This is a genomic window from Ruegeria sp. THAF57, assembly GCF_903914075.1.
Taxonomy (GTDB): Bacteria; Pseudomonadota; Alphaproteobacteria; order Rhodobacterales; family Rhodobacteraceae; genus Ruegeria.
The window spans coordinates 1-24,347 of record NZ_CAIWNQ010000001.1 but is presented as its reverse complement, the minus strand read 5'-3'; the positions used below and the strand labels follow the sequence as shown (position 1 = coordinate 24,347).

Sequence of the window (24,347 nt, the reverse complement as noted above, 5' to 3'; positions counted from 1 at the left end):
TCCAATTCCTACTATGGATTAGCCGAGGCTTTAACGCAAACCCGCCCGTTGCGCTGCCCGGTCGATGGCTTCGGCCACTTCGGGTGCGGCGACCACTTGTGGCATGTGTCCAATTCCCGGCAGTTCGATCAATTCGGCGCCGGGGATTTGTTCAATCAGGCGTTCGGAATGCCAATCCAGCCCAACCGTGTCGTCCGCAGTTCCATGCACGATTTCGGTCGGAACGGAAATGTCTTTGTAACGCGGTTGCAGGGCGCGGATTTCTTCAAGAAGGTTTGCGCGCTGTTTGGCGTTTGCATGCATCGAAGCGCGGCGGATGGTCAGGCCGGGCCCAAAGTGGCTGGCATAGCCGTCTGGTGCGGACTGAGGGGCAAAAACCTGATCAAGCGCTTTTTCTACGTACCAGTCCGGCACAAATGCGCTGATCAAAGGCAAAGCCAGCGTGTTGCCTGCCGAAGTTGACGCGAGCCTGTTGAACCCATCCAGCGGGGTTTCCCACGGGATCGCAGCGGGGGCGATCAGGACCAAACCCGTGATATTTTCCGGACGTGTAACAGCCCAGGCAAGCGAGACTGAACCGCCGTAACTTTGACCGGCAACAATCGGTCTGTCTGCGCCAAGCAGCGCGGCAGCTTTCTGAAGGATTTCCGCTTGCTCTTCAATCGTTTCCCCGTCGGGGTTAAAGCTACCGCTATAGCCAAGGCCGGGGCGGTCAAAAACGATCACCCGGAAGTTTTCAGCCAAAATCGGAGCCAGAGCAAACGTCATGTCGCGGGTATTCCCGCTGGACCCGTGGATCAGAACAACGTCCGGGCCTTGCCCCATCACGACCGCATGGATTGGGATGCCGTCCACATCGACAATCTGTCCTTCGGGCGGGAAGGACGCTTCGGCGCGCGCTTCGTTTTGTGACGCGCGCCAAACCGTCAACAGAGTAAGGCCGGATAGGAACAGCCCGAGGGTTATGACGGTTTTAACGGCCAATTGCATTCATATCGAATGGGGTCGACTGATAGATCTCATTGATCCAGTTGCCATAGAGCAGATGCGCGTGGCTACGCCACCGGTTCTGCGGAGATTGGCTTGGATCGTCATCCGGATAGTAGTTCTTTGGCACATTGATGGGCGCGCCGCTCGCTACGTCGCGATCATATTCCTGCTTTAGCGTGTCACTTTCATATTCGAAGTGATTGAAAATGTAGATTGCGCGGTGCGCGGGATCCTCAACAAGGCAGGGACCAACTTCTTCGCTGCCCAGCAAGGTCTTCAGCCCCTCAGCACTGTCAATCTCATCCTGTTTCATTTCGGTCCATCGGCTGACTGGAATCACGCAGTCGTCTGAAAATCCTCGAAGAAACGGCGAGGCCGAATCCAGGTTTCGATGCCGGAAGCACCCGAACGCCTTAGCGTCCAGCATGTGTTTCTTAACGTCATGGAAGTGGTTGATCATCGCCATCCCACCCCAGCAAACGCCAAAGGTCGAGTGTACGTTGGTTTGTGTCCAGTCGAATACTTCGCTGATTTCGTCCCAATACGTCACATCCTGAAACTCCAGATGTTCGATTGGTGCGCCAGTGATGATCAGACCATCGAATTTCTGATCCTTGACCTCCTGAAACGGGCGATAAAACTCGGCCATGTGTTCGGCTGCTGTGGTTTTGGTCCGATGCTCAGTCATGCGGATCAGCGACAGGTCGATCTGCAACGGGGTCGCGCCGATCAGGCGGGCGAACTGGTTTTCTGTCTGGATTTTCTTGGGCATCAGGTTCAACAGCCCGATGCGCAAGGGGCGAATATCCTGACGCATAGCCTGATCCTCGGCCATGACCATGACGCCTTCGTTGGTGAGGACGTCAAATGCGGGCAGGTCGGCGGGGATCTTAATTGGCATCAGGTGCTAGCCTTTGGAATTATGGTGTAAGAGCGATAGTTAAGCGCGGTTTGGGCGTGTCTCAAGGGTGCGTTCGATCAACTCGTCGAAATCCGAGGCATCTCTGACGTCGTGCATGTCTTTCGCGTTGATGGATACGCCCCAATTTTCGGCCATCGCCTGATAGCGCGGCTGCCGATGTGCAAGCGCGCGCGCATAGGTCCATCGGACGAAGGCATCCGGGTCAACTTGCGCGGGCTGGCACCCATGTTCATCCAAATAATCCTCCCAGACCTGTGTCAGAAACTCGGGTTGGTAGGACATTGGTTTTGGGGCTTTGTCAAAACGGCGGATCAGCTCGGCTGTATGTTCCTCGTCGCCCTTTAGCCAAATCATCAGCGTCTGGCGTGACAATTCGGATAGGACCTGATCACGAGGGTCGTTTGGATCAACCCACTCACAGATCGAACCACCCGTGTCGCAAATGAAATGAGGGTACTGATACAGGCGTTCTGCGCGGTCGATGAAGTATTCCGTATCCAAAAGGGCGTGAACCTCGGCCATGCGAAACTGTTCCTGCCTGCGGCGATATTCTGACAGTTCCAGCCCGCCCAGCGCCGGATCACCTGGTTTGCCCAGATAAGCGGCAACCGGAGTTAGGTTTTCAAACGTGATGTTCGAGCCGATATAGATTGAGTCCGACAGCAGAAGGTCGCGCAGAAACGGCACTTTCATGGCCTGCGCTTTGGCATTGTCTGCGATGTACTCGCCCATGTATCGCGTTCCGATACGGTAATCGATCGAGTAGTGGAACCAGTCGCCAGAATCGCGCAGGACATTGGACACATAGGTCTTGCCAAGACCCGACATGCCGAAAAACAGCACTTTCTTTCTTGCCGCCTCGCGCCACTCTTTTGCCGAGCTGTAGATCATGGTCCGCTATCCCTTTTTGCGACCTTGCTAAATGGGGCAGGGGGCGGCGTCAATCAGGAGTGGATGAGCGGTTGAGGATCAGCAGCCCCAGCGCGAGCACAGCGAACCCCGCATAGGCCTGAGGCTGCAGTGTTTCATCCCGAAGGATTGCGCCCAAAACAATAGCCACGGGTGGGATTATGAGGGTTACAAGCAATAGGTTACCAGCGCCTGCCATGGCCAGTACGCGGTAATACAACAGATATGCACCCGCCGTAGCAATCAGTGCGTAGTACCCGATGGCCAGCCAGGTTGAGGTCGGCAAAGCAAGCGATGGAACACCATCAACTGCAAGCGTTATCGGCAGGATAACGATGGTTGCGCTTGTAAGCATTCCCGCTGCCGCAACAATCGGTGGGAGGCTAGACAAAGTCTTTCGGGCCCATGCACCCGCCAATGCATATGAGATTGCGCCAGCGATGATCGCCAGTTGTGCGGCGCTTTGCAGATCGAAACTGGTGAAGTTGTTTAACCCAATAGCAATCGCCACGCCAGTAAAGCCCAGCCCCACGCCCAGGGCACGACCTTGAGTCAGTTTTTCATCTTTGAAAAACATGGCCGCGATCAATACGCCAAAGATCGCTGTCGCCGCATTCAGGATCGAGGTCAGGCCCGTTTCGATATGCAACTGCCCCCATGCCATCAGGGTAAAGGGTATCGCGTTATTCAGAAGCCCCATAACCAGAAACGCGCCCCAGATACGCGGGTTATTCGGGATTTTTGTTCCTTTGATCCATACAACGATCCAAAGTGCCAACATCGCCCACAAGACACGATGAAGAACCGAGGTCATGACGGGAATGGTGTCCAGCGCAATCCTGATAGAAACAAAGGACGCGCCCCAGATCAGCCCAAGAAGCAAAAGCTCGGCCCAGGCCTGAGTGGATATGCGTTTCTGCGGTGCCATGCTGATGTTTCGCATTCAGCCGAAGGAAACGCGACCCGAAACATGCGAAAAGGCCCCGCCGATTGGCGAGGCCTTTGATTAGATCGTTTGACGCTTGATCAGTTCAGAGCGTAGGTCAACTGCAGACCAACACTCCAGGCTGAGTTGCCCGAGAACTGACCGCCAGTGGTGGTCGTCGCATCACCAATGTCGGTGTAGCGGATACCGCCCGAAATCTGCGCCTGCTCGAACGAGTAAGTGCCGCCCAGACCAAGGCTCCAGAACCCGTCAGTCGGGCCCAGGTTCGAGACCAAGGCGTCGGTCGAAGTTTCGTAACCAACGGAAACGGCACCCGAGAACGCTTCGGAGAACTGATAACCTACGCCCAGCGTGTAGGTGAAGGTATCGTCTTCGTAATCGACCAGGTTCGAACCGGTGATTGCAACATAGCTTGGCGGAGCCAGAACCGTCTGCGGCCAGTCAACCCAACGGACCGATCCAAAGACCAGAGTCTTGGGTGCAACACCTGTCTGGAAGTCCAGGTTGACCGACTGCGGTGTTTCCACCTCGGTTTCGGAAGAAACCGAAACGAGCGGGGCGGGAACCGGCGGTGGGCGCAAGTTGAAGGTCTCGGTGCCGGTGAAGTCGTGCGTGATCTTCGAGTTGTAGACCAGCGAGACACGTGCCGCGATCTCAGGGCGTTCCCATGCGACACCGACAACATAGCCAAAGTCAACTTCGGCGCCGGGATCAAACGAATACCCAGCCGCAGCAGGGACCGCAACGCTCGCATCTGCGCGCTGGCCACGGATACCACCAATGGCGCTGAACCCGCCGTCGAACTTGTAGCGAAGCAGCGCAGTAATTGCGTCTACGTCAGCTTCGGCGCGCAGGACGTCGTTGTTACGTCCGCCAGCAATAGCAAGCGGGTTTTGCGACAGCGGATAGGCGCTGGGATAGCTGACATCCGCACCGAACGGCTCGTCGTAGATGACCGCAAAATCCAGACGGTCATTGAACGAATGCTTGTACGCAAGGCCCGGCGAAAAGAAGCTGTTTGCCACGTTGCCGGACGGAACGCCATTTTGCGACCCGCTCACGTCCGGGTCAGCATAGCCAAGCCGCAACTGAACAACATTGCCTTCTTCAAATAGAATGTTGACGCCCTGGCCGCTGCGGTCCAAACCGCCTGCATAGGCCCCAGTAGCACCAACGCACACAGCGCACGCCTGTAGAAGCGCTTTTTTCATCTAGTTCCTCCCTCAAAGGTCACTTGTTCGGTCAGCACTAGGGCTTGAGTGGATAAGGCTGACCACCTACATGATGCTCGTTATTCTCTGATGCCTTACCTTATCGTCAACAGGTGGCGGTGCGTTACTTGTTTGGCTGGTGCCCGGGGAGTGTTGCTAAACGGTTACGATTCTCGGCATGAACATTCATAAAGATACCTGAGAAGATCACGGCCGCGCCCAGAAGGGTCCATTGGTCAAGTGGTTCTTGATAGAGAATCATGCCGACGATTGCGATTGTCGGCAGCCGCGCAAAGTCAAAAGGCACCACGACAGTCGCCGGAGCAATCGCCAAAGCGTTCGTTATACAATAGTGGGCAAGCAGCCCCGCCAGACCAACCAACAGCAAAAACGGAGCCGTTTGTGCAGATGGCAAAGCGATCTGTCCGTCTATTCCGGATGCTGCCAAACCCAGAACGGCCTGAATGACAGTCAGCCAGAACATGATGCATCCAATACTGGCGAATTGTGTTAGTTTCTTTGTTGATATTGTCGTCAGTGCAAAGAACACCGCCGAAAGAGCTGCAGTAATCAGGCCGGTGCTTAGGGGGGCGGCTCCGGGGCGGGCAACGATCAGGATACCCGCGAACCCGATAAGTGCCGACATTACCCTTACAGTTGTCAACCTTTCCCCCAGTAGCAAAGGAGACAGAAGAATGACCCAGATCGGTTGCGTAAACTCAAGCGCAAAAACCTGCGCCAAAGGAATAACCGTAACGGCATAAAACCACAGGTTTTGTCCGGTGAAATGCATAGCATTTCGCACACAATGCAGGCCAATGCGCTTGGTGGTAACGTGATGCCACGTGCCGGACAACGTAAGAACCAAGGACACAACAATGATTCCAACAAGGCTGCGGTAAAACATGATTTCAAACGTGTCGTGTGTCACGCTCAACTCACGGCCCGCGATTGCCATAGACGAAAACGACGCAATCGCCCCCGTCATCCAGAGCGCGGCCTTACCGATCTGAGGTTTACTACTATCCATTCACCAGCCTGAAGGAATCTTGGTTTCTGACATGAAACCTATGGGTTTCTGGGCGAAGTTAAACAAAAAGGCCGGGACAGAGCCCGGCTTTTTGTTTCATTCCCACTCGATCGTTCCGGGAGGTTTTGAGGTGATATCATATGTGCACCGATTGATGCCTTTGACTTCGTTGATAATCCGTGTGGCGGTTTCACCAAGGAATTCGTGGGTGAAGGGGTAATAATCGGCGGTCATGCCGTCCACCGAAGTCACAGCGCGAAGCGCGCAGGCGTAATCATACGTTCGTCCGTCCCCCATCACGCCCACGGTGCGCACGGGCAGGATGGCCACGAAAGCCTGCCAGATCTCGTCATAAAGGCCGTGCTTGCGAATCTGGTCGATATAGACCGCGTCCGCCTCGCGCAAGATTTCCAGTTTCTCGCGGGTGATTTCACCGGGGCAACGGATCGCCAGACCGGGGCCGGGGAAGGGGTGCCGGCCAATGAAGCTGGACGGCAGGCCCAATTCGCGGCCCAAGGCGCGAACCTCGTCTTTGAACAGCTCGCGCAGGGGTTCGACCAGCTTCAGGCCCATTTTCTCGGGCAGGCCACCGACATTGTGATGCGACTTGATCGTGACCGAGGGGCCGCCGGAAAAGGACACCGATTCAATGACATCGGGATAGAGCGTACCCTGCGCCAGGAACTCGGCCCCGTCGATGGTGTCGGCGTGTTTCTGGAAAACGTCGATGAACAGCTTGCCGATGATCTTGCGCTTGGTCTCGGGGTCGGACTGGCCTTCCAGCTCGCCAAGGAACAACTCGCTTTCATCCGCATGGATCAGTTGGATGTTGTAGTTGTCGCGGAACATGCCGACGACTTCTTCGGCCTCGTTCTTGCGCAGCAGGCCGTGATCGACGAACACACAGGTCAGCTGATCTCCGATCGCCTCGTGGATCAGGATCGCCGCGACCGAGCTGTCGACGCCACCGGACAGGCCGCAGATGACTTTCTTGTCGCCCACCTGTTCGCGGATCTTGCGGATCATCTCGTCACGATAGGCGCCCATGGTCCAGTCACCCTTGAACCCGGCCAGTTTGACGAAATTCTCGTACAGTTTCGCGCCTTTGGGGGTGTGGTGCACCTCTGGGTGGAACTGAACGGCATAGAAGTGACGCGTGCTGTCGGCGGTGATCGCAAAAGGCGCATTGGGCGAGGTGCCGAACACCTCAAAACCCGGCGCGATTTCGCTGACGTGATCGCCGTGGCTCATCCAGACTTGCTCATCACCCTCGGAAAACCAGCCGTCAAGGATATCTAGGCGACTTTGGGGGGTCACGAAAGCACGACCGAATTCGGCAGTGCCGTGGCCGCTTTCGACCTTGCCGCCCAATTGATGCATCATTACTTGCTGGCCATAGCAGATGCCCAAAATCGGCACGCCATAGTCGAAAATCTCTTGCGGCGCGCGCGGTGAGCCCTTGCGCGTTACGCTGTCGGGGCCGCCCGAAAAAATCACGGCCTTTGGCGCCATCTTGCGCACAAAGTCCATCGTGACATTCTGATATGGGTGGATTTCGCAATAGACGTTCAGCTCACGCAGGCGTCGCGCAATAAGCTGCGTTACCTGGCTGCCGAAGTCGATGATCAGAAGGCGGTCATGGGTGTCCTGGGTCATGGTTGGCTATTAGGTCGCAAGCCTTGCATGTGCAAGCGCAATGACATCATTTGTGCAATTGTGCCTCAGGATAACGCGAATAGGATCTTACATGTCAGAGATCACGTTGCGAAAAGCCACTCTTGCTGATGTAGGCAAGGTCACGAATTGTCTCGTTGCCGCTTATGCACCCGCATTGCGCGATATTCCGGATCTGCCGGATGTAACAGGGGGTGTGGCCGATGACATCCGGTCCCATGGCGGGGTTGTGGCCGAGATGAATGCTGAAATCGTGGGATACATCGTTTTTGGGCAAGTGGACGATGCACTGATGATATTCAATCTTGCGGTGGCACCCGACGCACAAGGCCGAGGGATCGCCGGACGATTGCTGGACCAAGCCGAAAGCGTTGCGCGCGACAGAAAAATTTCGCGCCTTAGGCTGCGGACTCACCGTTTGATGCATTTGACGGTGTCCATGTACCAACATCTGGGCTGGGACGTGGAAAAACAAAGCGAAAACAGATTGCTATTGGGCAAGCCCATATCAAAGTTACCCTGATCAACTAACTAGTGCGCCCAACGGAAATGTCGCTTTTTCACCTGTAGCGCCGTAATCTATATGCTTTGCCCCTGTCAGCTCCTGTAACAGAATTCTCAAACCAACCAACACACGGGATCTTCACATGGCTGAGGCAAACACCCGGCGCAGGGCGAGAGGTGGCGGTGGTGCTGCCCGCCGCGCCGAGCGCACCGCGGTACGAATCGAAACGGCAAAATACATCGAACGCAATATTCCGAACTTTGAAGTTCTGAATGAAGAAGCGTTGCAGATCATCGAAACCAACGCCGAAACCATTCTGGCCGAGGTCGGTGTCAACTTTGTCGACAACCCCGCCGCACTGGAGCGTTGGAAGGACGCGGGCGCAGATGTGGATGGCGAGCGCGTCCGCATCCCCCGTGGGCTGGCGCGCGAGCTGATCAAAACCGCCCCCAGCGAGTTCACCCAGCACGCTCGCAACCCCGAGAAATCGGTAGTCATCGGTGGCCGCAATCTGGTTTTGGCCCCGGTCTATGGCCCGCCCTTCGTGCGTGATGCGCAGGGTGGCCGTCGCTATGCGACCATGGACGACTTCAACAAGTTCGTGAAGCTGGCTTATATGTCCAAGTGGCTTCATCACTCGGGCGGCACGGTCTGCGAACCCACCGACATCCCGGTAAACAAGCGCCATTTAGATATGCTGATGGCGCATATGACCCTGTCGGACAAGCCGTTCATGGGGTCCGTTACAGATCCGTCACGCGCGCAGGATTCGGTTGAGATGTGCGAGATCCTGTTCGGCAAGGAATTCGTGCAGGAAAACACGGTCATGACCTCGCTGACCAACATCAACTCGCCGATGACATTCGACGATGTGATGATGGGCTCGTTGGAAGTCTACGCGGCCAACAATCAGGCGTGCATCATCTCGCCCTTCATCGTCGGCGGCGCGATGGCGCCGGTCTCGGTTGCAGGAACGCTGACGCAGGTTCTGGCAGAGGTTCTGGCCGGTGTGGCCTATAGCCAGATCATCCGTCCGGGTGCGCCTGCAATCTTTGGTGCGTTCGTGTCGTCGATCGACATGAACTCGGGCGCGCCGACCTTTGGGACCCCCGAGGCGTCTATGGTCACCTACGGCGCGGGCCAGTTGGCACGTCGTCTGGGGCTGCCGTTCCGCTCGGCCGGGTCGTTCTGCGGCTCAAAACTGCCGGACGCACAGGCCGCTTATGAGACCGCGAACTCGTTGAATATGGGTCTGATGGCCGGTGTGAACTTCATGCTGCACTCCTGCGGCTGGCTGGAGGGTGGTCTGGTGGCCGACTTTGAAAAGTTCGTCATGGATGCCGACCAATTGGGCGTTCTGCACGGTATCGCCAAAGGCGTGGCCTATGATGAGAACGCGCAGGCCATGGATGCGATCCGCGAAGTCGGCCCCGGAGGTCACTATCTGGGATGCGCTCATACGCAGGCCAACTTCAAAGAGGCGTTCTGGAAGTCCGATCTGCTGGATTACAAGCCGTTCGAAACTTGGGAGGACGAGGGCGGTCGTGACACGCGTCAACTGGCGACGTCGCGGGTCGAACATTTGCTGGCCAACTATCAGCAACCGCAGCTCGACCCAGGCGTCCATGCCGCTCTGAATGAGTACATTGAAAAGAAAAAGGCATCCATGCCGGACGCCTTTACCTAAGTCAGTGATATTGAGGGGCGCGACTGGCTTTGAACAGTTGCGCCTCTCCCAGCAGCGCGATCAGAATATCCAGATGCCGAACCAGAGAATAGGCAGCGTCTTCGGCCATTCTTTGTGCGTTGGATTCTTTCTCCATATCAATCAAGCGAACGAGGGCCGCCCCGTTTCCGGGCAATGAACCATATCCCAAAATTCGCTGTAGATGACGATCCCGATCATAATCTTGCGCGCCGTGCTTTGCAGCGCGAGCCAACAGGCGCGGGCGGCGTAGGGTCGAGATCATTGTCATCAGGTCTTGCATTTCAAAGTTCCATTGCTGTGTGGCAGTTGCCCTGTGTGTCACACAACCTAAGCGGGTGTTGCCTCAACCGCGGTCTGGCCGAACTCTGACTTCATGAGTGTTTATGTTTTTAAAACAAATCTGGTTCTTGTCCTCGCTGGTTAACGAACGAGTAACGAAAGCGACTCTAGTTAGAATTGGTTAACAAATTCACCGGGGGCGATAGAGAACAGAATTGCATTGTCTACGAGGGCAACTAACTATGGAAAATAACATGGCTTTCACCATTCCGGCTTGGGTTCCTGAGGGGGCGCAGCGGTATCTTGCACATACCGAAACCGGACAGTCGATCCGCGACATTGCGCGATCAGCAGGGTGCCATGCGTCAACCATACTCAGGCAGATAAGACGTATCGAGTCGCGTCGGGACGATCCATTGGTGGATGCCGCGCTGCAATCTTTGGCTGACCAGCATTTTTCGGAAAACGCAGCCAAAGATGAACCATTGGCTAACATTCGGGGCGATGACATCGCCGCAGCCGAAGAAGAATTTGAGCGTGAGGCATTAAGAGTTCTGCGACGGCTTTGCGAGACCGGGTCAGTCTTAGCCGTTGCCGAAGATATGGACAAAGCCGTGGTCGTTCGTGGCACGGGCGATCAGGGAAGCACACGAACGGCTGTCGTCGATTGCAGGGTTGCTCAGGCTCTTGCCCTAAAAGACTGGATCGTCTGTGACAATCCGGGCCGTATCTCACGGTACCGTATCTCTTCTGCCGGGCGAACCGCGCTGAGTCAGTTGATGGCCGAGGTGGAAAACCGGGCGAGGACACGCAATGAAATCGGAATGTCCGAAGCGCAATCTCCGTTCCAGCCAATGACTGCAAAGGCTCAGGCTGAGGGGGCGGGGGATCGACCCCGCAGAATTCGCTACAGTGCCGCGGAAAGCCCATTGATCGGGCTAGCGCGCCGACGTGATCGGGACGGAAAGCCGTTTCTGGACGAAACGCTGGTCAGCGCCGGAGAACGCCTGCGGGAGGATTTTGAGTTGGCGCAGGTCGGGCCAAAGGTCGCGCAGAACTGGGATCACTTCCTGACCGCCGGAGGGCGCGGCAGCTTTGGGAACCATAGCGGTGACGGTTGCGGGTCATCGGAAGCCCGCAATCGTGTTGAGAGTGCCCTTTCCGATCTTGGCCCCGGATTAAGTGACGTTGCATTGCGTTGCTGTTGTTATCTTGAAGGGTTGGAATTGGCCGAAAAGCGGATGGGATGGTCTGCTCGGTCCGGAAAAATCGTACTGCGGATCGCACTTCAAAGGCTCAAACGACACTATGAGGAAAAGGCTGAGCAACACCGACTTATAGGGTGATCGGACCAGCGATAGTTCTACCTTGCGGGAGTGCCGCGATGTGATAGTCAAAGGTTATGAATTTTACCCTTAGGCAGTTGCAGTACTTTAACGCCGTGGCCGAACAGCGGAATTTTGGCAGGGCTGCGCAGGTTTGCCATGTTTCGCAACCCGCTTTGTCCGTTCAGATCAAGGCGTTGGAAGAGACACTTGGCGGAACGCTGTTTGAACGGCAAGCCCGCGATATTCTGCTGACCCCGTTGGGACGGGATGTGCTGGATTATGCAAGGCAGGTTCTGGGGGCCGCAGATCGACTGGATCAATTTGCAAAGGATCAGTCGGGTGGTCATAGATCGCTTTCGATTGGGATTATTCCAACAATTGCCCCGTACCTGCTGCCAGGGGTTCTTGCCGGACTTCGCGCGGCGGATGTTTCTTTGAAGGTTCAGATACGAGAGGCAAGAACAGAGAGACTGCTGTCGATGCTTCGTGCGGGGGAGGTTGATGCCGGTTTGTTGGCATTGCCGGCTGTAGGTCCCGAGTTGTTTGAGCTTCCGTTATTCGAAGACCGTTTTCTTTTGGCGGGCAGCGCCGTGCGGTTGCAGTCCATGCCGCAAGATCCTGAGGCGCTGCATCCACTGGATCTGCAGGCAACACAGCTCATGCTGCTGGATGACGGTCATTGCCTTACGGATCAGGCGCTGGAGGTGTGTGGACAGGATCGAAGCAGTGGGTTGATCAACATGGGCGCGTCTTCGCTGGCCACCTTATCCCGGCTGGTCGCCGAGGGATTTGGTCTGACGCTGATGCCCGAACTTGCCGCCCGCGCCGAGACTGAGGCCGTTCCCGGCCTAAAGCTGCAGCGTTTCGGTGCGCCCCAACCATTCCGAACAATCGGTCTGGTGCGTCGTATGTCCACCAGCGCGGAAGATTGGTTCGACAGTCTGGCCGATGTCATACGTCAGGTTGGCGAAGACATTGTTGCTGAGACGCGAAAGTAAGAAGACCCGCCGGGGCGGGTCTTAATTTTTGCGCGTATGCGTTTAAGCGAGGGCGGGCTCTTTCGCCTCATCCAGATGCTTCATCAGGTTGTCGGGCGATGACACGCCGTAAGGATCTTCGGGACAGTTGTCCATCAGGCCGGGTTCTTCAAACCAAGCCTCGACCACACCGTCATTGACAACGGCAGCGTAACGCCAAGACCGCATTCCGAAACCAAGGTTGTCCTTGTCTACCAACATGCCCATTTTCCGGGTGAATTCGCCGGAACCATCAGGGATGACCTTTACGTTCTTCAGGCCCTGATCCTGTGCCCATTTGTTCATGACAAAGCTGTCATTCACTGACATGCAGTAAATGTCGTCGATTCCCTTTTCCACAAAATTGGCAAAACCGTTTTCGAACCCGGGAAGCTGGTAGGTCGAGCATGTTGGCGTAAATGCGCCCGGCAGAGAAAACAGGATGACCCGCTTGCCCGCGAAGTAATCCGCTGTGGTTTTGTCTTCCCAACGAAATGGATTCGGCCCTTCGATGGCTTCATCGCGAACGCGGGTGTGGAAGGTGACAGCAGGTAGTTTTGTGCCGGTTTTCATCAACAAGCTCCTGTGATTCATGATGATTTGGCACGTATTTAAAATAGTTCTAAATTGGCTTCAACGTCAGAATTGCTGCAACCGCGAATTACTCGAGGTCATTGAAAAAACGTCCATAATTTGCCCGGAATTGTTCATATATTCTGCGTTTCCGAAATGCAGATACTGTGTTGCATGTCAGCTATGTGTCGGTGGCATGGTACAGTTTGACGTACTATGTTAGAGCAAAGCAAATTGACCCAAAGTCAGGAAAGCCAGCCGTGCGTGATCTGAAGATCCCCGAACAACGTCACCCTGAAAAGGCACATCGCCCGGACAACGCGCAGCCCAAAAAGCCCAGTTGGATTCGCGTCAAAGCACCGGGCGGCAAGGGCTACGCCGATACGCGCAAGATTATGCGGGACAACAACCTTGTCACCGTCTGCGAAGAAGCTGGTTGCCCGAACGTCGGTGAATGCTGGAGCCAAGGCCACGCCACCATGATGATCATGGGCGAAATTTGCACACGGGGCTGTACCTTCTGCAATATTGCGACCGGGCGGCCTGACGATCTGGATGTTTTCGAACCCGGGCGTGTTGCCCATGCGGTCGAGAAACTGGGTTTGAACCATGTCGTCATCACCTCGGTCGATCGTGATGATCTTACGGATGGCGGGGCGGACCACTTTGCGCAGACCATTCGCGCCATTCGCCATCGGTCCCCCAAAACGACCATCGAAATTCTGACGCCCGACTTTCTGAAATGCGAGCCCGCGGTTTTGGAAGTCGTGGTCGAGTCCAAGCCGGACGTGTTCAACCATAACCTTGAAACCGTACCGGGGCTTTATCCCGAGGTTAGGCCCGGCGCGCGGTATTTCCATTCTTTGCGCCTTTTGCAGCGTGTGAAAGAGCTTGACCCGTCTATCTTTACCAAATCCGGCATCATGGTTGGTCTGGGTGAAAGGGAACAAGAGGTGCGACAGGTCATGGATGACATGCGCGCGGCGGACATCGACTTTTTGACGATCGGCCAATACTTGCAACCCACGCCCAAGCACCACGGCGTCGACAGGTTCGTAACACCGGAAGAGTTCGCATCGTATGAGAAAGCGGCTTATGGCAAAGGGTTTCTGATGGTGTCGGCAACGCCGCTGACCCGCTCGTCCTACCACGCTGGCGATGACTTTGCGCGCCTGCGGGTTGCGCGTCAAAAAATGCTGGAACAAGGGTGACCCCGGACGCCCTTGAACGGCTCACGCTCTTACGCCGCGATCTTCACCGTTACCCCGAACTATCCGGGCAGGAACGAGAAACTTCGGCGCGCGTGGTCGGTTTGTTATCCGATCTTGGTGCGGACCGTATCTTGCAAGGGTTGGGCGGCTATGGAGTCGCTGCGGTCTTTGAAGGCAGCAAGCTCGGCCCGACGGTCGCCATTCGCTGCGAGTTGGACGGCTTGCCAATTCAAGAAATAAGCGACGTGGACTATGTGTCGCAGAACGCTGGTAATGGCCATTTATGTGGGCATGACGGCCATATGGTCATGGTGCTGGGTGTTGCTGAGGCGCTAAAGCGCAATAGGCCCTCCAAAGGGCGCGTCGTGCTGATTTTTCAGCCCGCCGAAGAAACCGGGAAAGGCGCTGAGGCATTCCGAAATTCGCCTGAGTTTTCTGACATCGCCCCAGATTATGTTTTTTCTCTTCACAATTTGCCGGGATTGAACCTTGGTTCGGTTGAACTGTGCGAAGGGCCTGCAAATTGTGCCTCTTGCGGAATGAAGGTGACACTGGTCGGAAAAACCTCTCATGCCGCGGCGCCGCAAGATGGGGTATCTCCGGCATTTGCGCTGTCCGGGTTGATCCCGAAATTGGCCAGCCTAAGCAGCGGTGACGATCTGGACGAGCAATTTGCGCTGGCGACGATCACTCATGCGAATTTGGGCGAGCGGACATTCGGCGTTGCACCTGGGCAAGCAGAGTTATGGGTGACCTTGCGCACTGTGACGGATGCCAGAATGCATCGGATGATGGCGGACGCCGAAGCGTTGGTGCGGGACGCCGCGGCGTCTGATGGGTTGGCGTGCCAGATCACTTATGACGATGTGTTTGAAGCCTGTGTCAACCATCCTGAGGCTGTCGAAAATCTGCAGACTGCATGCAAAACGCATGGCGTGCCTTGCAAGCTTGTCCAAAGCCCGCAGAAATTCTCCGAGGATTTCGGCCAGTTTTCCAAAGGTGCAAAGACGGCGATGTTCTGGTTGGGCGCAGGCCGGACGCACCCGCAATTGCACAACCCGGATTATGATTTTCCGGATGATTTGATACCTATCGGAACCAAAATATTCCTGTCTTCTATCCAGCAGATTTTGGGCGGAGTCAGGGATTAAAGCGGGGTCATTGGGTTTTCGCCCAGTCAGGCCACCAGCCAAAATGCTCAATACCGCCGATCACCAGTACAAGAAAGATCACACCAAACACGTACTTGACCCGACGCTGTGATGGAGGGTTGCGAGCCCATTGTGACATACGCAAGAAATGGCGTGGGTTCATATTGGCCTTCTAACCCTCAACAAAGCGCACTTTGCCGATGAAGGGCAGGTTGCGATTGCGTTGGGCGTAGTCGATTCCATAGCCGACGACAAATTCGTCCGGTATTTCGAACCCGATCCAATCCGAGCGGAAGTCAACCTCGCGCCGGCTCGGTTTGTCGAGCAGAGCAATGGACTTGAGGCGGCTGGGCTTTCGACTGTTCAACAGCTTGGTCACATGATTCAACGTATGGCCTGTGTCGACGATGTCTTCGACCACCAGCACGTCACGCCCTTCAATTGCGCCACGCAAGTCTTTGAGAATACGAACTTCACGACTGCTTTCCATTGAATCGCCGTAGGATGACGCCTCGAGGAAGTCCACCTCGATCGGCAGGTCGAGTTCGCGTACAAGATCGGCGATGAAGACGAAACTTCCGCGCAGCAGGCCGACTACGATCAGCTTGTCGGTATTCCCAAATTCCTGTGATATCTCGCGGCAAAGCTCTTCGATCCGGGCGGCGATCGCCTTGGCCGAGATCATCTCGTCTATCACATATGCGCGGTCTGTCATCACTGCCCCCTTGATCTTTGGCGCGCAACATACGACATGACGCGCCATTGTCACCTGCAAATAGCGGACCGCCATGCCAACCCATTCCGAGACACGTCACCTGCCGTATACTGCCCAGCAGATGTATGACCTTGTCGCGGATGTGGCCAAGTATCCGCAGTTTCTACCGTGGTGCGCGGCTGCCCGGATCAGACGCACCTATGCGGCGGGCGAGGCCCAGGTGCTTGAGGCCGATCTTGTGATCTCGTTCAAAGTGTTCCGCGAACGGTTCGGCAGCCGTGTGACATTGCACGCCGAGGATCGGCGGATCGACACCGAGTATCTGGACGGGCCATTCAAATACATGAAATCCGATTGGCAGTTCGAGGATGCGCCCGAGGGGGGATGCAACATCTCATTCCACGTGGATTTTGAGTTCAAGAACGCGATCCTGCAGGGCATCATCGGCGTCGTCTTTAACGAGGCCATGCACCGGATTGTTCAGGCGTTCGAGAGCCGGGCTTCCGATTTATACGGCTAAGCCTTTACCAGGAATGGGCGCACGCTAGACTGCGCCTCATGACCGAATTCACTTCAGCTCTGGCCGAGTTTGCATCCGGCCCAATTTCGACCTCGTCCCAGACCCGTATTGTGACGTCCCTTTCGGTACTCGACTGGATGGCCGTTGGTCGTGCGGGCGCCGACGAACCCGTTTCCATGACGGTGCGCGATCTTGTTATGGGCGAAGGCGGCACAGGGCAGGCGCATCTATTTGGTGGCGGCCGTGCGCCTTTGCGAGGTGCCGCTCTGGTTAATGGGACAGTTTCTCATGCGCTGGATTACGACGACACGCATTTCGCCCATATCGGGCACCCGTCGGTCGCGGTGCTGCCAGCAGCGTTGGCGCTATGTGAATGGGATGACCGGATACTTGTAGATTTTCTCGAGGCCGCTTTGGTCGGGATGGAGCTGTCCATCCGGATGGGGCTGTGGCTGGGGCGGGACCATTATCAGGCCGGGTTCCACCAAACCGCGACGTCCGGAGCGTTTGGAGCGGCGACTGCAGCGGGACGGGTGCTTGGCTTCGATGTGGATCAGATGCGCAAGGCTTTGGGTCTGACGGCCACCCGGGCGGCTGGTTTGAAAGCTCAGTTTGGAACGATGGGCAAACCCTATAATGCGGGGCTTGCTGCATCAGCGGGCGTCGAAGCCTCGCTGTTGGTCGCCAAGGGTTTTGAGCCCAGTTCCGATGCGTTGGAAGGGCCGTTTGGTTTCGGTGCAACGCATCAAGGTCAATCCGCGGCAGAAGCAGCATTGAACGGGTTAGGGGAGGATTGGCTGTTTGAGTCGGTCAGCCACAAATTCCATGCCTGTTGTCATGGCCTGCACGCGGCGCTTGAGGCCGCCTTGGAACTGGACATGGCGGAACCGGAAGTGGCCGAAATCAAGATCATGACCCACCCACGTTGGATGAGCGTGTGCAATCAGATGTCGCCCACAACGGGGTTAGGGGCCAAGTTTTCCTATCGGACAGTGATTGCGATGCAAGCGCTGGGTTATGACACGGCTTTACCAGCCAGCTATTGCAAAAAAACATGCGCCGATCCGCGTTTGCTCTCGCTGCGTGACCGCGTGACGGTCGAGGCGGATGAAACGCTGTCCGAAACCCAAGCCCACCTAACCCTGCTGCGCCGCGACGGTATCCGCAAAGAAGCCAGCCATGATCTGCTGACCCCAATGCCCTTGTCCGAGCGCGAGGATCGGGTGCGCGGCAAGGCTACCAAGCTGATTGGCGGCGACGAAGCGGACGCGATCTGGTCGATGCTGCGCACCGGAGGCCGCGCCCGCGATCTGGCAGAGCTGCTGGCGGGCTAGACGACGCGCCAGTGCAGCGGGAAACCGGGATCGAACACAGTGACGGGGCCGTCACCGGATTCGATCTTATCGGGATATGCGACCGGCGCGCCCTTGGTCAAAGTGATCGTGTCCTCATTCACCGGCAGGCCGTAAAATCCGGGGCCATTGAGCGACGTAAACCCTTCCAGCTTGTCCAAAGCGCCTTCACGGTCGAACATCTCGGCCACCAGCGACATGGTGTTTGTCGCGGTGAAACACCCGGCGCAGCCACAGGCCATCTCCTTGTTGGCATCCGTATGCGGCGCGCTGTCGGTGCCCAGAAAGAACCGCGCATCGCCCGAGGTTGCAGCAGCCAAAAGCGCCAGCCGGTGTTCTTCACGCTTGGCGACGGGCAGGCAATAGTAATGCGGCTTGATCCCGCCGACCAAAATGTGGTTGCGGTTGATGATCAGATGATGAGCTGTGATCGTCGCGCCCAGATCACTGTCATTGGCCTTGACGTAGTCTACACCGTTCGCGGTGGTAATATGCTCCATCACCACACGCAGACCGGGAGTCGATTTACGGATCGGGTCCAGAACACGGTCGATGAACACGGCCTCGCGGTCGAAAATATCGATCTCCGCATCCGTGACCTCGCCATGCACACACATCGGCAGGCCAATCTCGGCCATCTTTTCAAGCACCGGACGTATCTTGTCGAAATCCCGCACGCCCGAGGCCGAATTCGTCGTGGCCCCCGCCGGATACAGCTTGCACGCCTTGATCAGCCCACTAGCATGGGCGGCAGCGACGTCCTCGGCGTCTGTGTCCTCGGTCAGATACAGGGTCATCAGGGGCTCGAACGTCATCCCATCAGGTAGAACGGCCAGAATACGGTCGCGATAGGCAGCGGCCTGATCGCCGCGCACCACGGGCGGCACGAGGTTCGGCATGATGATCGCACGGGCAAAATGGCGCGCGGTTTCGGGCAGGACGGCTTCCAGCATAGCGCCATCGCGCAGATGCAGATGCCAGTCGTCGGGGCGGCGGATCGTCAGGGTGTCGGTCATGGCCCCCGGCTAGCACAGTGCGCGCGGCCGCGAAAGGCCTCGATTTTGCAGCTATCCCTTGTCAACTTGTCGGAACGTCGTAAGTCACCTGAAAGCTGATGGTCTTGACGCGCGCGTGCGGTCATGAACTGTTGTGCCGAAGGGGAGAAAACCATGACGCAGCCAAATTCTATCGACGCCGTTCAGGCCATGCTGGGCGAACAGGGTTATGTCTGTGGCCGGGCCTTGGCCACGGTGGTCTTCCTGTCGCTGAAACTGGGCCGCCCGCTGTTTCTGGAAGGCGAGGCAGGGGTCGGCAAGACCGAGATCGCCAAGGCGCTGGCTTCCGGGTTGAACCGCCGCCTGATCCGGCTGCAATGCTTCGAGGGGCTGGATGCGTCCTCTGCCGTCTACGAATGGAACTTCCCGGCGCAGATGGTTGCGATCCGTACTGCCGAAGCCTCAGGCGGCGCGGATCGGGGTTCACTTCAGACCGAGCTTTTCTCGGATGACTACCTTATCGAACGCCCTTTGCTGCAGGCCATGCGCCCGGACGAACACGGTGCGCCGGTCTTGCTGATTGATGAACTCGACCGCACGGATGAGCCTTTCGAGGCATTCCTGCTCGAAGCCCTCAGCGATTTTCAGGTGACGATCCCCGAGCTGGGTACTGTGCAAGCGCCCGAGCCACCTATTGTCATTGTCACCTCGAACCGCACGCGCGAAGTGCACGACGCTCTGAAACGCCGCTGCCTCTACCACTGGGTTGACTACCCGAACTTCGAGCGTGAGATCGAAATCCTCCACGCCCGTGCCCCCGAAGCTGCCGAAGCCCTCAGCCGCGAGGTGGTGGCCTTTGTTCAGCACCTGCGCACCGAAGACCTGTTCAAGAAACCGGGCGTGGCTGAAACGATTGACTGGGCCAAGTGCCTGCTGGCGCTCGATGTGATCAACCTAAGTCCTGAGGTTATTGGCGATACGCTGGGCGCGATCCTGAAATACCAGGACGATATCCAGAAACTTCAGGGGTCCGAGGCGAAACGCATTTTGGACGAAGCCAAAGCCACTCTTGAACCGGCCTGATGCTTCTTCTGTTCAAAAATACTTCGGGGGTATGGGGGCAGAGCCCCCATGATTTTTGATGGTCGAACAACTCCCGCTGGATATCCCTGAAAATCCAAAGCTGGCGCAGAACATCACGCATTTTGCCCGGGCTCTGCGCAAAGCCGGACTGCCTATTGGTACGGGCCGTGTGGTGGACGCCATTCGCGCGGTTCAGGCGGCGGGTTTCTCCGAAAAACAGGATTTCTATTGGACCCTGCACGCCTGTTTCGTGAACCGTCCTGAACATCGAACTGTTTTCGCGCAAGTCTTTCGCATGTACTGGCGTGATCCGCGCTATATGGAGCACATGATGGCCATGATGCTGCCTGCCGTGCGGGGCGTTCAAGAGGATCGCAAGGCCGATGCGGGCGAAAAACGCGCGGCCGAGGCTCTATTGGACGGTGTCGAGCGTGACCTTCCTGAAACGTCTGAATCCGAGGAAGAGACCGAACTTGAAATCGATGCATCGCAAACGGCGTCGTCTGAGGAACGGCTGCACAGCCTTGACTTTGAGCAGATGAGCACGGCCGAGATCGCACTGGCGAAGCGCATGTTGGCGCGGATGACCCTGCCCGTAAAACCCATCGAGTCGCGGCGTGGGCAGGCCAGCCATTTGGGAACCCGCATTGACCGCGCTCGAACCTTGCGCGCAGCCATGCGTCAGGGCGGAGAACTGCGGGACATCGCGCATCTCAAGCCGAAACCGCGCTGGCCCAATCTTGTCGTGCTTTGCGATATTTCGGGGTCAATGAGCCAATACAGCAGGATCATCCTGCACTTCCTTCATACGGTTTCAAACGCAAAGGGGGCGGGCTGGGCCAAGGTTCACGCGTTTACCTTCGGCACCCGACTGACCAACATCACACGGCATTTGCAGCAACGCGATGTGGATGCAGCACTTGCTGCGGCAGGGTCCGAAGCGCAGGATTGGGAAGGGGGAACCCGCATTGGTGATTGCCTGCACATCTTCAATCGAGACTGGTCTCGGCGTGTTATGGGGCAGGGTGCAGTCGTGTTGTTGATTTCCGACGGGCTGGACCGCGGAGAACCCGAGGCTCTGGCGAAGGAAACTGAGCGTTTGCACTTGTCATCGCGCCGCCTGATCTGGCTGAACCCGTTGCTGCGCTGGGATGGGTTTGCGCCCAAGGCGCAAGGTGTTGCAGCAATGCTGCCTCATGTTGACAGCTTTCGTGCGGGACATTCCATTGCCTCGCTAGAGGACCTGGCCGCTGTAATCTCGAAACCTGACGATGTGGGTGAGAAAGCGCGGCTCATGTCCGCGCTTTCTGAATGATGTTTAACTCAGTTGTTCTTCGTTGCACTTGCGGGCCATTTCCATGGCCTTGTAAGTGCCCGTCAGATCAACGGTAAAGGCGAATTCCTTTTCGGGGAACACGACCATGACCTTTTGCTTGGCGATGTCCTCGGCAAATTGCGGGTCGTCCGACAGGACATAGCCGCCCGAGTATCCTTTGGTGATGTTGCCCTTCATGCCGGTCGCTTCGCCGATATAAAGGTTATCACCCAACAGAACGGCCACGGCCTCGGTGTCGCCGCGTTTGATATCGGTCTTGGCTTTGGTGAAAACGCCAACATATCCAACACCGCGATCTTCGGTCAGGCCCATCTGAACTACATTTTCCGAGTCATCCACCGCTTCGATCAGGCAGGACTTCTTGTCTTGGTCGATGAATACTTTCCAGCCCTCAACCTCGCCATAGCGCAGGAATGTGTCTGCAGATGCGATCGTCGATGTGAACAGACCAATGGCTATTCCCAGTGTAACAATGCGTTTCAACTCTCTGTCTCCGTTGTAAAAATGAGATCTGTTATACGCTGAATGCTGCCAGCGGTGGGCCCAAGCTACGACCAGAGCACACGACAATCAACGGTTTGAAAAATCCGCCGCGAACTGAGCCTTTTTGCGCCGAACACGCGCCAAGATCCAACAGGTTAGGAACGGTCACGAACATATTGGCCTTTAGGCTCACTTTTCATTGCGGCAAACCTCCCTATGTTGGATCAGAATACGCCGGGAGGGTGCCATGGACAGATTCGACAACAGCCCGGAAACGGCTTTGCGTTGGTATGATGAAGGTAAATCTGCCGCTCTTGCCACTGTCGTTGAAACCTGGGGCAGCGCGCCGCGCCGTGTCGGAGCGCAATTGGTCATCGGTGGAGATGGCCGGATCGAAGGGTCAGTGTCAGGCGGTTGCGTCGAAGGCGCGGTCATCGTCGAGGCACTGGAAGCGATTGACGAAAAAGAGGCGCGATTGCTGGAATTCGGTGTCAGCGACGAAGACGCTTTTGCCGTTGGGCTTGCCTGCGGCGGAACGATCCGGGTTCTGGTAGAACCTATCGGAAGCGTACTGCCCGAAGCCATGTTGCGGGAACTGGTCGACGCGAGGGCCGGGCGTGAGCCTGTCATCTACGAGGTCAATGTTGAAACGGGTCAAAGGGCCCTGAAACGAGATGCCTATCCGCAGCGCGTGCGAATGGACCGATCGGGTTTTGAGGAGGACGGAAAGACATTTGTGGCAGTCCATAACCCTCCGCTACGTCTGATTATCGTTGGTGCTGTTCATATTGCGCAGGCGCTGGTGCCGATGGCGCGGATTGCCGGGTACGACCCCGCGATCATCGACCCGCGGGATGCGTTTGCCTCGGACTCGCGTTTTCCGGGGGAAACTATACTAACCGATTGGCCTGACGAAGCCGTTGCCAAGCTCGGGTTGGATGTGCGTACCGCCGTCGTTTTGCTGACCCATGACCCCAAGCTGGATGATCCGGCGCTTGAATCTGCGCTTCGGGCCGGGGTGTTCTATATCGGTGCCTTGGGGTCTACCCGAACGCATGCGAAACGCGTTGCCCGACTGACCGAGGCAGGCTTCACCAAAGCCCAGATTGACCGCATCCATGGCCCGATTGGTTTGGATATCGGGGCCGCCGACCCGTCGGAGATTGCGGTGGCAATTCTGGCTCAGATGACCGCTGTACTAAGAGGCAAGGCGTGAAATTCGGACCCATTCCCGTAGCTGATGCAAACGGCGCGATACTTGCCCACTCGGTCAAGGTTGGTGAAAGTAAACTACGCAAGGGGATTGTTCTTGCGCCTGAACATCTTGTTCAGTTGACGGCTGCGGGCCACGCCTCGGTTACGGTAGCGCGGCTGGAACCGGGTGACTGCCATGAAGACGATGCCGCGCAGATGTTGGCGGACTCGCTTGCGCCAGACCCAGGCGCGGTCGGGCTGCGCGTGACGTCGCCCTTCACCGGTCGGGTGAACCTGCTTGCGGATGGGCCGGGTGTCGTCGTTTTGGATGTCGATGCGCTTGAGGAATTCAATCGGGTCAATCCGATGATTACCGTGGCGACTGTCCCGCAATATCAGCAGATGAGCGAAGGGGGGATGGTCGCGACAATCAAGATCATTTCCTATGCCGTGCCGGGGGCTGATGTGCTGCATGCCTCTCGTCTTGCGAAGGCTTCCATTCGATTGGTCCAACCGACGCTGAAAACAGCGGGGCTTGTGGTGACAGATATCCCCGGCGGACCGCCCAACGAAAAAGGTATTGCGGCGATCCGGAACCGGGTCGAAACCTTGGGAATGCAGCTTACGGATGTGCGTATTGTCCCGCATAGCCCCGAGCCCTTGGCTGAGGCGATTGCAGCAATGTCCGGTGATCTGGTGATGATCTTGACCGGCTCTGCGACATCCGACGCTTATGATGTGGCACCCCAAGCGGTTCGCGCCGCCGGAGGGCAAGTGGATCGGTTTGGCATGCCTGTAGATCCCGGAAACCTGTTGTTTTTGGGATCATTGGAATCTCGGCCCGTGATCGGGCTGCCGGGATGTGCGCGATCTCCGGCATTGAACGGGGCCGACTGGGTGTTGTCCCGCGTGGCGTGCGGGGTCGAAACAACGGGTGTCGATATTGCGGGGATGGGCGTTGGCGGCTTGCTCAAGGAAATTCCTACACGGCCACAGCCACGTTCATCGCGAAAGCGTAATTGAGCTCTGGCAATTCGCCATACCACAGAAAAATCGCAGTTTTTTGTTCTCAAATGAAAATCCTCGTGTTTAACTCTCGTTAAGGGAAAACACGAAATGGGAGGAATTCATGACACAGGTCTCGATGACTGTGAACGGCGTAGCTGTGAGCGGTGAGGTTGAGGGTCGGACGTTGTTGTCTGGTTTTTTGCGCGAG

24 protein-coding genes and 1 pseudogene are annotated in these 24,347 nt (G+C 56.7%); 13 read left to right on the top strand and 12 right to left on the bottom strand.

Annotated elements, in window-relative coordinates:
• Positions 1–30: 30 nt before the first annotated feature.
• The 7 genes from RUESEDTHA_RS00120 to guaA form a co-directional block, all read right to left on the bottom strand.
• Positions 31–990, bottom strand: coding sequence for an alpha/beta fold hydrolase (locus RUESEDTHA_RS00120; RefSeq protein WP_180883465.1), 960 nt, complete (start codon positions 988–990; stop codon positions 31–33).
• Positions 974–1,891: a homoserine O-succinyltransferase gene (gene metA / locus RUESEDTHA_RS00115; protein ID WP_180883464.1), complete on the bottom strand. Its 918-nt coding sequence runs from the start codon at positions 1,889–1,891 to the stop codon at positions 974–976. The genes RUESEDTHA_RS00120 and metA overlap by 17 nt, the downstream gene beginning before the upstream one ends.
• Before the next feature lie 39 nt (positions 1,892–1,930).
• Entirely contained in the window at positions 1,931–2,803 is an 873-nt protein-coding gene (locus RUESEDTHA_RS00110) for an ATPase (protein WP_180883463.1), read from the bottom strand.
• Positions 2,804–2,852: 49 nt separating this feature from the next.
• On the bottom strand, positions 2,853–3,749 hold the full coding sequence (locus RUESEDTHA_RS00105) for a DMT family transporter (RefSeq protein ID WP_180883462.1): 897 nt from the start codon (positions 3,747–3,749) through the stop codon (positions 2,853–2,855).
• 98 nt (positions 3,750–3,847) lie between these two features.
• Positions 3,848–4,978: an OmpP1/FadL family transporter gene (locus tag RUESEDTHA_RS00100; RefSeq protein ID WP_171239346.1), complete on the bottom strand. Its 1,131-nt coding sequence runs from the start codon at positions 4,976–4,978 to the stop codon at positions 3,848–3,850.
• Between the two features lie 124 nt (positions 4,979–5,102).
• Positions 5,103–6,008: a DMT family transporter gene (locus tag RUESEDTHA_RS00095; protein WP_180883461.1), complete on the bottom strand. Its 906-nt coding sequence runs from the start codon at positions 6,006–6,008 to the stop codon at positions 5,103–5,105.
• Positions 6,009–6,104: 96 nt separating this feature from the next.
• Positions 6,105–7,664: a glutamine-hydrolyzing GMP synthase gene (gene guaA / locus RUESEDTHA_RS00090; RefSeq protein WP_180883460.1), complete on the bottom strand. Its 1,560-nt coding sequence runs from the start codon at positions 7,662–7,664 to the stop codon at positions 6,105–6,107.
• Positions 7,665–7,755: 91 nt separating this feature from the next.
• Between guaA and RUESEDTHA_RS00085 the strand changes: the two genes are divergently transcribed.
• Together RUESEDTHA_RS00085 and RUESEDTHA_RS00080 are read left to right on the top strand one after the other, a co-directional pair.
• Positions 7,756–8,205 (top strand): GNAT family N-acetyltransferase, encoded by a 450-nt coding sequence (locus RUESEDTHA_RS00085; RefSeq protein WP_180883459.1) that lies wholly within the window; start codon positions 7,756–7,758, stop codon positions 8,203–8,205.
• Positions 8,206–8,329: 124 nt separating this feature from the next.
• The gene (locus RUESEDTHA_RS00080; RefSeq protein WP_171123132.1) at positions 8,330–9,874 is read left to right on the top strand and encodes a trimethylamine methyltransferase family protein; all 1,545 of its coding nucleotides are present in this window, start codon (positions 8,330–8,332) and stop codon (positions 9,872–9,874) included.
• Position 9,875: 1 nt separating this feature from the next.
• Here the strand turns inward: RUESEDTHA_RS00080 and RUESEDTHA_RS00075 are convergent, their stop codons facing one another.
• Entirely contained in the window at positions 9,876–10,175 is a 300-nt protein-coding gene (locus tag RUESEDTHA_RS00075; RefSeq protein ID WP_180883458.1) for a DUF6477 family protein, read from the bottom strand.
• A 241-nt stretch (positions 10,176–10,416) separates the two neighbouring features.
• On the opposite strand from RUESEDTHA_RS00075, the gene RUESEDTHA_RS00070 reads away from it, so the two are divergent.
• Entirely contained in the window at positions 10,417–11,520 is a 1,104-nt protein-coding gene (locus RUESEDTHA_RS00070; RefSeq protein WP_180883457.1) for a DUF6456 domain-containing protein, read from the top strand.
• 56 nt (positions 11,521–11,576) lie between these two features.
• Positions 11,577–12,500, top strand: coding sequence for a hydrogen peroxide-inducible genes activator (locus RUESEDTHA_RS00065; protein ID WP_180883456.1), 924 nt, complete (start codon positions 11,577–11,579; stop codon positions 12,498–12,500).
• A gap of 42 nt (positions 12,501–12,542) precedes the next feature.
• On the opposite strand, the gene RUESEDTHA_RS00060 is transcribed toward RUESEDTHA_RS00065, so the two are convergent.
• Positions 12,543–13,091 (bottom strand): peroxiredoxin, encoded by a 549-nt coding sequence (locus tag RUESEDTHA_RS00060; protein ID WP_180883455.1) that lies wholly within the window; start codon positions 13,089–13,091, stop codon positions 12,543–12,545.
• Positions 13,092–13,351: 260 nt separating this feature from the next.
• Here RUESEDTHA_RS00060 and lipA point away from each other — a divergent pair, with 260 nt between their 5' ends.
• Both lipA and RUESEDTHA_RS00050 read left to right on the top strand, forming a co-directional pair.
• Positions 13,352–14,302: a lipoyl synthase gene (gene lipA, locus RUESEDTHA_RS00055; protein ID WP_180883454.1), complete on the top strand. Its 951-nt coding sequence runs from the start codon at positions 13,352–13,354 to the stop codon at positions 14,300–14,302.
• A complete protein-coding gene (locus RUESEDTHA_RS00050; protein ID WP_180883453.1) occupies positions 14,299–15,453 on the top strand; it encodes an amidohydrolase in 1,155 nt (384 codons plus the stop codon). The genes lipA and RUESEDTHA_RS00050 overlap by 4 nt, the downstream gene beginning before the upstream one ends.
• 172 nt (positions 15,454–15,625) lie before the next feature.
• Here the strand turns inward: RUESEDTHA_RS00050 and hpt are convergent, their stop codons facing one another.
• Entirely contained in the window at positions 15,626–16,168 is a 543-nt protein-coding gene (hpt, locus tag RUESEDTHA_RS00045; protein ID WP_180883452.1) for a hypoxanthine phosphoribosyltransferase, read from the bottom strand.
• A gap of 73 nt (positions 16,169–16,241) precedes the next feature.
• Here hpt and RUESEDTHA_RS00040 point away from each other — a divergent pair, with 73 nt between their 5' ends.
• Together RUESEDTHA_RS00040 and RUESEDTHA_RS00035 are read left to right on the top strand one after the other, a co-directional pair.
• A complete protein-coding gene (locus RUESEDTHA_RS00040; protein ID WP_180883451.1) occupies positions 16,242–16,688 on the top strand; it encodes a type II toxin-antitoxin system RatA family toxin in 447 nt (148 codons plus the stop codon).
• A gap of 38 nt (positions 16,689–16,726) precedes the next feature.
• A complete protein-coding gene (locus tag RUESEDTHA_RS00035; RefSeq protein ID WP_180883450.1) occupies positions 16,727–18,022 on the top strand; it encodes an MmgE/PrpD family protein in 1,296 nt (431 codons plus the stop codon).
• On the opposite strand, the gene pyrC is transcribed toward RUESEDTHA_RS00035, so the two are convergent.
• Positions 18,019–19,056, bottom strand: a complete 1,038-nt coding sequence (gene pyrC / locus RUESEDTHA_RS00030) for a dihydroorotase (RefSeq protein WP_180883449.1) — start codon at positions 19,054–19,056, stop codon at positions 18,019–18,021. The genes RUESEDTHA_RS00035 and pyrC overlap by 4 nt on opposite strands.
• Positions 19,057–19,209: 153 nt before the next feature.
• Between pyrC and RUESEDTHA_RS00025 the strand changes: the two genes are divergently transcribed.
• Together RUESEDTHA_RS00025 and RUESEDTHA_RS00020 are read left to right on the top strand one after the other, a co-directional pair.
• Complete coding sequence (locus RUESEDTHA_RS00025) at positions 19,210–20,118, top strand: MoxR family ATPase (protein ID WP_180883448.1); 909 nt, start codon at positions 19,210–19,212, stop codon at positions 20,116–20,118.
• Between the two features lie 58 nt (positions 20,119–20,176).
• Positions 20,177–21,433, top strand: a complete 1,257-nt coding sequence (locus tag RUESEDTHA_RS00020) for a VWA domain-containing protein (RefSeq protein WP_180883447.1) — start codon at positions 20,177–20,179, stop codon at positions 21,431–21,433.
• 3 nt (positions 21,434–21,436) lie between these two features.
• On the opposite strand, the gene RUESEDTHA_RS00015 is transcribed toward RUESEDTHA_RS00020, so the two are convergent.
• Entirely contained in the window at positions 21,437–21,937 is a 501-nt protein-coding gene (locus tag RUESEDTHA_RS00015) for a hypothetical protein (RefSeq protein ID WP_171121277.1), read from the bottom strand.
• Between the two features lie 247 nt (positions 21,938–22,184).
• Between RUESEDTHA_RS00015 and RUESEDTHA_RS00010 the strand changes: the two genes are divergently transcribed.
• The 3 genes and pseudogenes from RUESEDTHA_RS00010 to RUESEDTHA_RS20780 form a co-directional block, all read left to right on the top strand.
• On the top strand, positions 22,185–23,153 hold the full coding sequence (locus RUESEDTHA_RS00010) for an XdhC family protein (protein ID WP_180883446.1): 969 nt from the start codon (positions 22,185–22,187) through the stop codon (positions 23,151–23,153).
• Positions 23,150–24,154, top strand: a complete 1,005-nt coding sequence (locus RUESEDTHA_RS00005) for a molybdopterin-binding protein (RefSeq protein WP_180883445.1) — start codon at positions 23,150–23,152, stop codon at positions 24,152–24,154. The genes RUESEDTHA_RS00010 and RUESEDTHA_RS00005 overlap by 4 nt, the downstream gene beginning before the upstream one ends.
• Positions 24,155–24,260: 106 nt before the next feature.
• Positions 24,261–24,347, top strand: a pseudogene (locus RUESEDTHA_RS20780) ((2Fe-2S)-binding protein); the annotation flags it as partial.

Coding starts and splice junctions, on each gene's coding strand:
- RUESEDTHA_RS00120 (WP_180883465.1), bottom strand. CDS start 990: ATGCAATTGGCCGTTAAAACCGTCATAACCCTCGGGCTGTTCCTATCC.
- metA (WP_180883464.1), bottom strand. CDS start 1,891: ATGCCAATTAAGATCCCCGCCGACCTGCCCGCATTTGACGTCCTCACC.
- RUESEDTHA_RS00110 (WP_180883463.1), bottom strand. CDS start 2,803: ATGATCTACAGCTCGGCAAAAGAGTGGCGCGAGGCGGCAAGAAAGAAA.
- RUESEDTHA_RS00105 (WP_180883462.1), bottom strand. CDS start 3,749: ATGGCACCGCAGAAACGCATATCCACTCAGGCCTGGGCCGAGCTTTTG.
- RUESEDTHA_RS00100 (WP_171239346.1), bottom strand. CDS start 4,978: ATGAAAAAAGCGCTTCTACAGGCGTGCGCTGTGTGCGTTGGTGCTACT.
- RUESEDTHA_RS00095 (WP_180883461.1), bottom strand. CDS start 6,008: ATGGATAGTAGTAAACCTCAGATCGGTAAGGCCGCGCTCTGGATGACG.
- guaA (WP_180883460.1), bottom strand. CDS start 7,664: ATGACCCAGGACACCCATGACCGCCTTCTGATCATCGACTTCGGCAGC.
- RUESEDTHA_RS00085 (WP_180883459.1), top strand. CDS start 7,756: ATGTCAGAGATCACGTTGCGAAAAGCCACTCTTGCTGATGTAGGCAAG.
- RUESEDTHA_RS00080 (WP_171123132.1), top strand. CDS start 8,330: ATGGCTGAGGCAAACACCCGGCGCAGGGCGAGAGGTGGCGGTGGTGCT.
- RUESEDTHA_RS00075 (WP_180883458.1), bottom strand. CDS start 10,175: ATGCAAGACCTGATGACAATGATCTCGACCCTACGCCGCCCGCGCCTG.
- RUESEDTHA_RS00070 (WP_180883457.1), top strand. CDS start 10,417: ATGGAAAATAACATGGCTTTCACCATTCCGGCTTGGGTTCCTGAGGGG.
- RUESEDTHA_RS00065 (WP_180883456.1), top strand. CDS start 11,577: ATGAATTTTACCCTTAGGCAGTTGCAGTACTTTAACGCCGTGGCCGAA.
- RUESEDTHA_RS00060 (WP_180883455.1), bottom strand. CDS start 13,091: ATGAAAACCGGCACAAAACTACCTGCTGTCACCTTCCACACCCGCGTT.
- hpt (WP_180883452.1), bottom strand. CDS start 16,168: ATGACAGACCGCGCATATGTGATAGACGAGATGATCTCGGCCAAGGCG.
- RUESEDTHA_RS00040 (WP_180883451.1), top strand. CDS start 16,242: ATGCCAACCCATTCCGAGACACGTCACCTGCCGTATACTGCCCAGCAG.
- RUESEDTHA_RS00035 (WP_180883450.1), top strand. CDS start 16,727: ATGACCGAATTCACTTCAGCTCTGGCCGAGTTTGCATCCGGCCCAATT.
- pyrC (WP_180883449.1), bottom strand. CDS start 19,056: ATGACCGACACCCTGACGATCCGCCGCCCCGACGACTGGCATCTGCAT.
- RUESEDTHA_RS00025 (WP_180883448.1), top strand. CDS start 19,210: ATGACGCAGCCAAATTCTATCGACGCCGTTCAGGCCATGCTGGGCGAA.
- RUESEDTHA_RS00020 (WP_180883447.1), top strand. CDS start 20,177: ATGGTCGAACAACTCCCGCTGGATATCCCTGAAAATCCAAAGCTGGCG.
- RUESEDTHA_RS00010 (WP_180883446.1), top strand. CDS start 22,185: ATGGACAGATTCGACAACAGCCCGGAAACGGCTTTGCGTTGGTATGAT.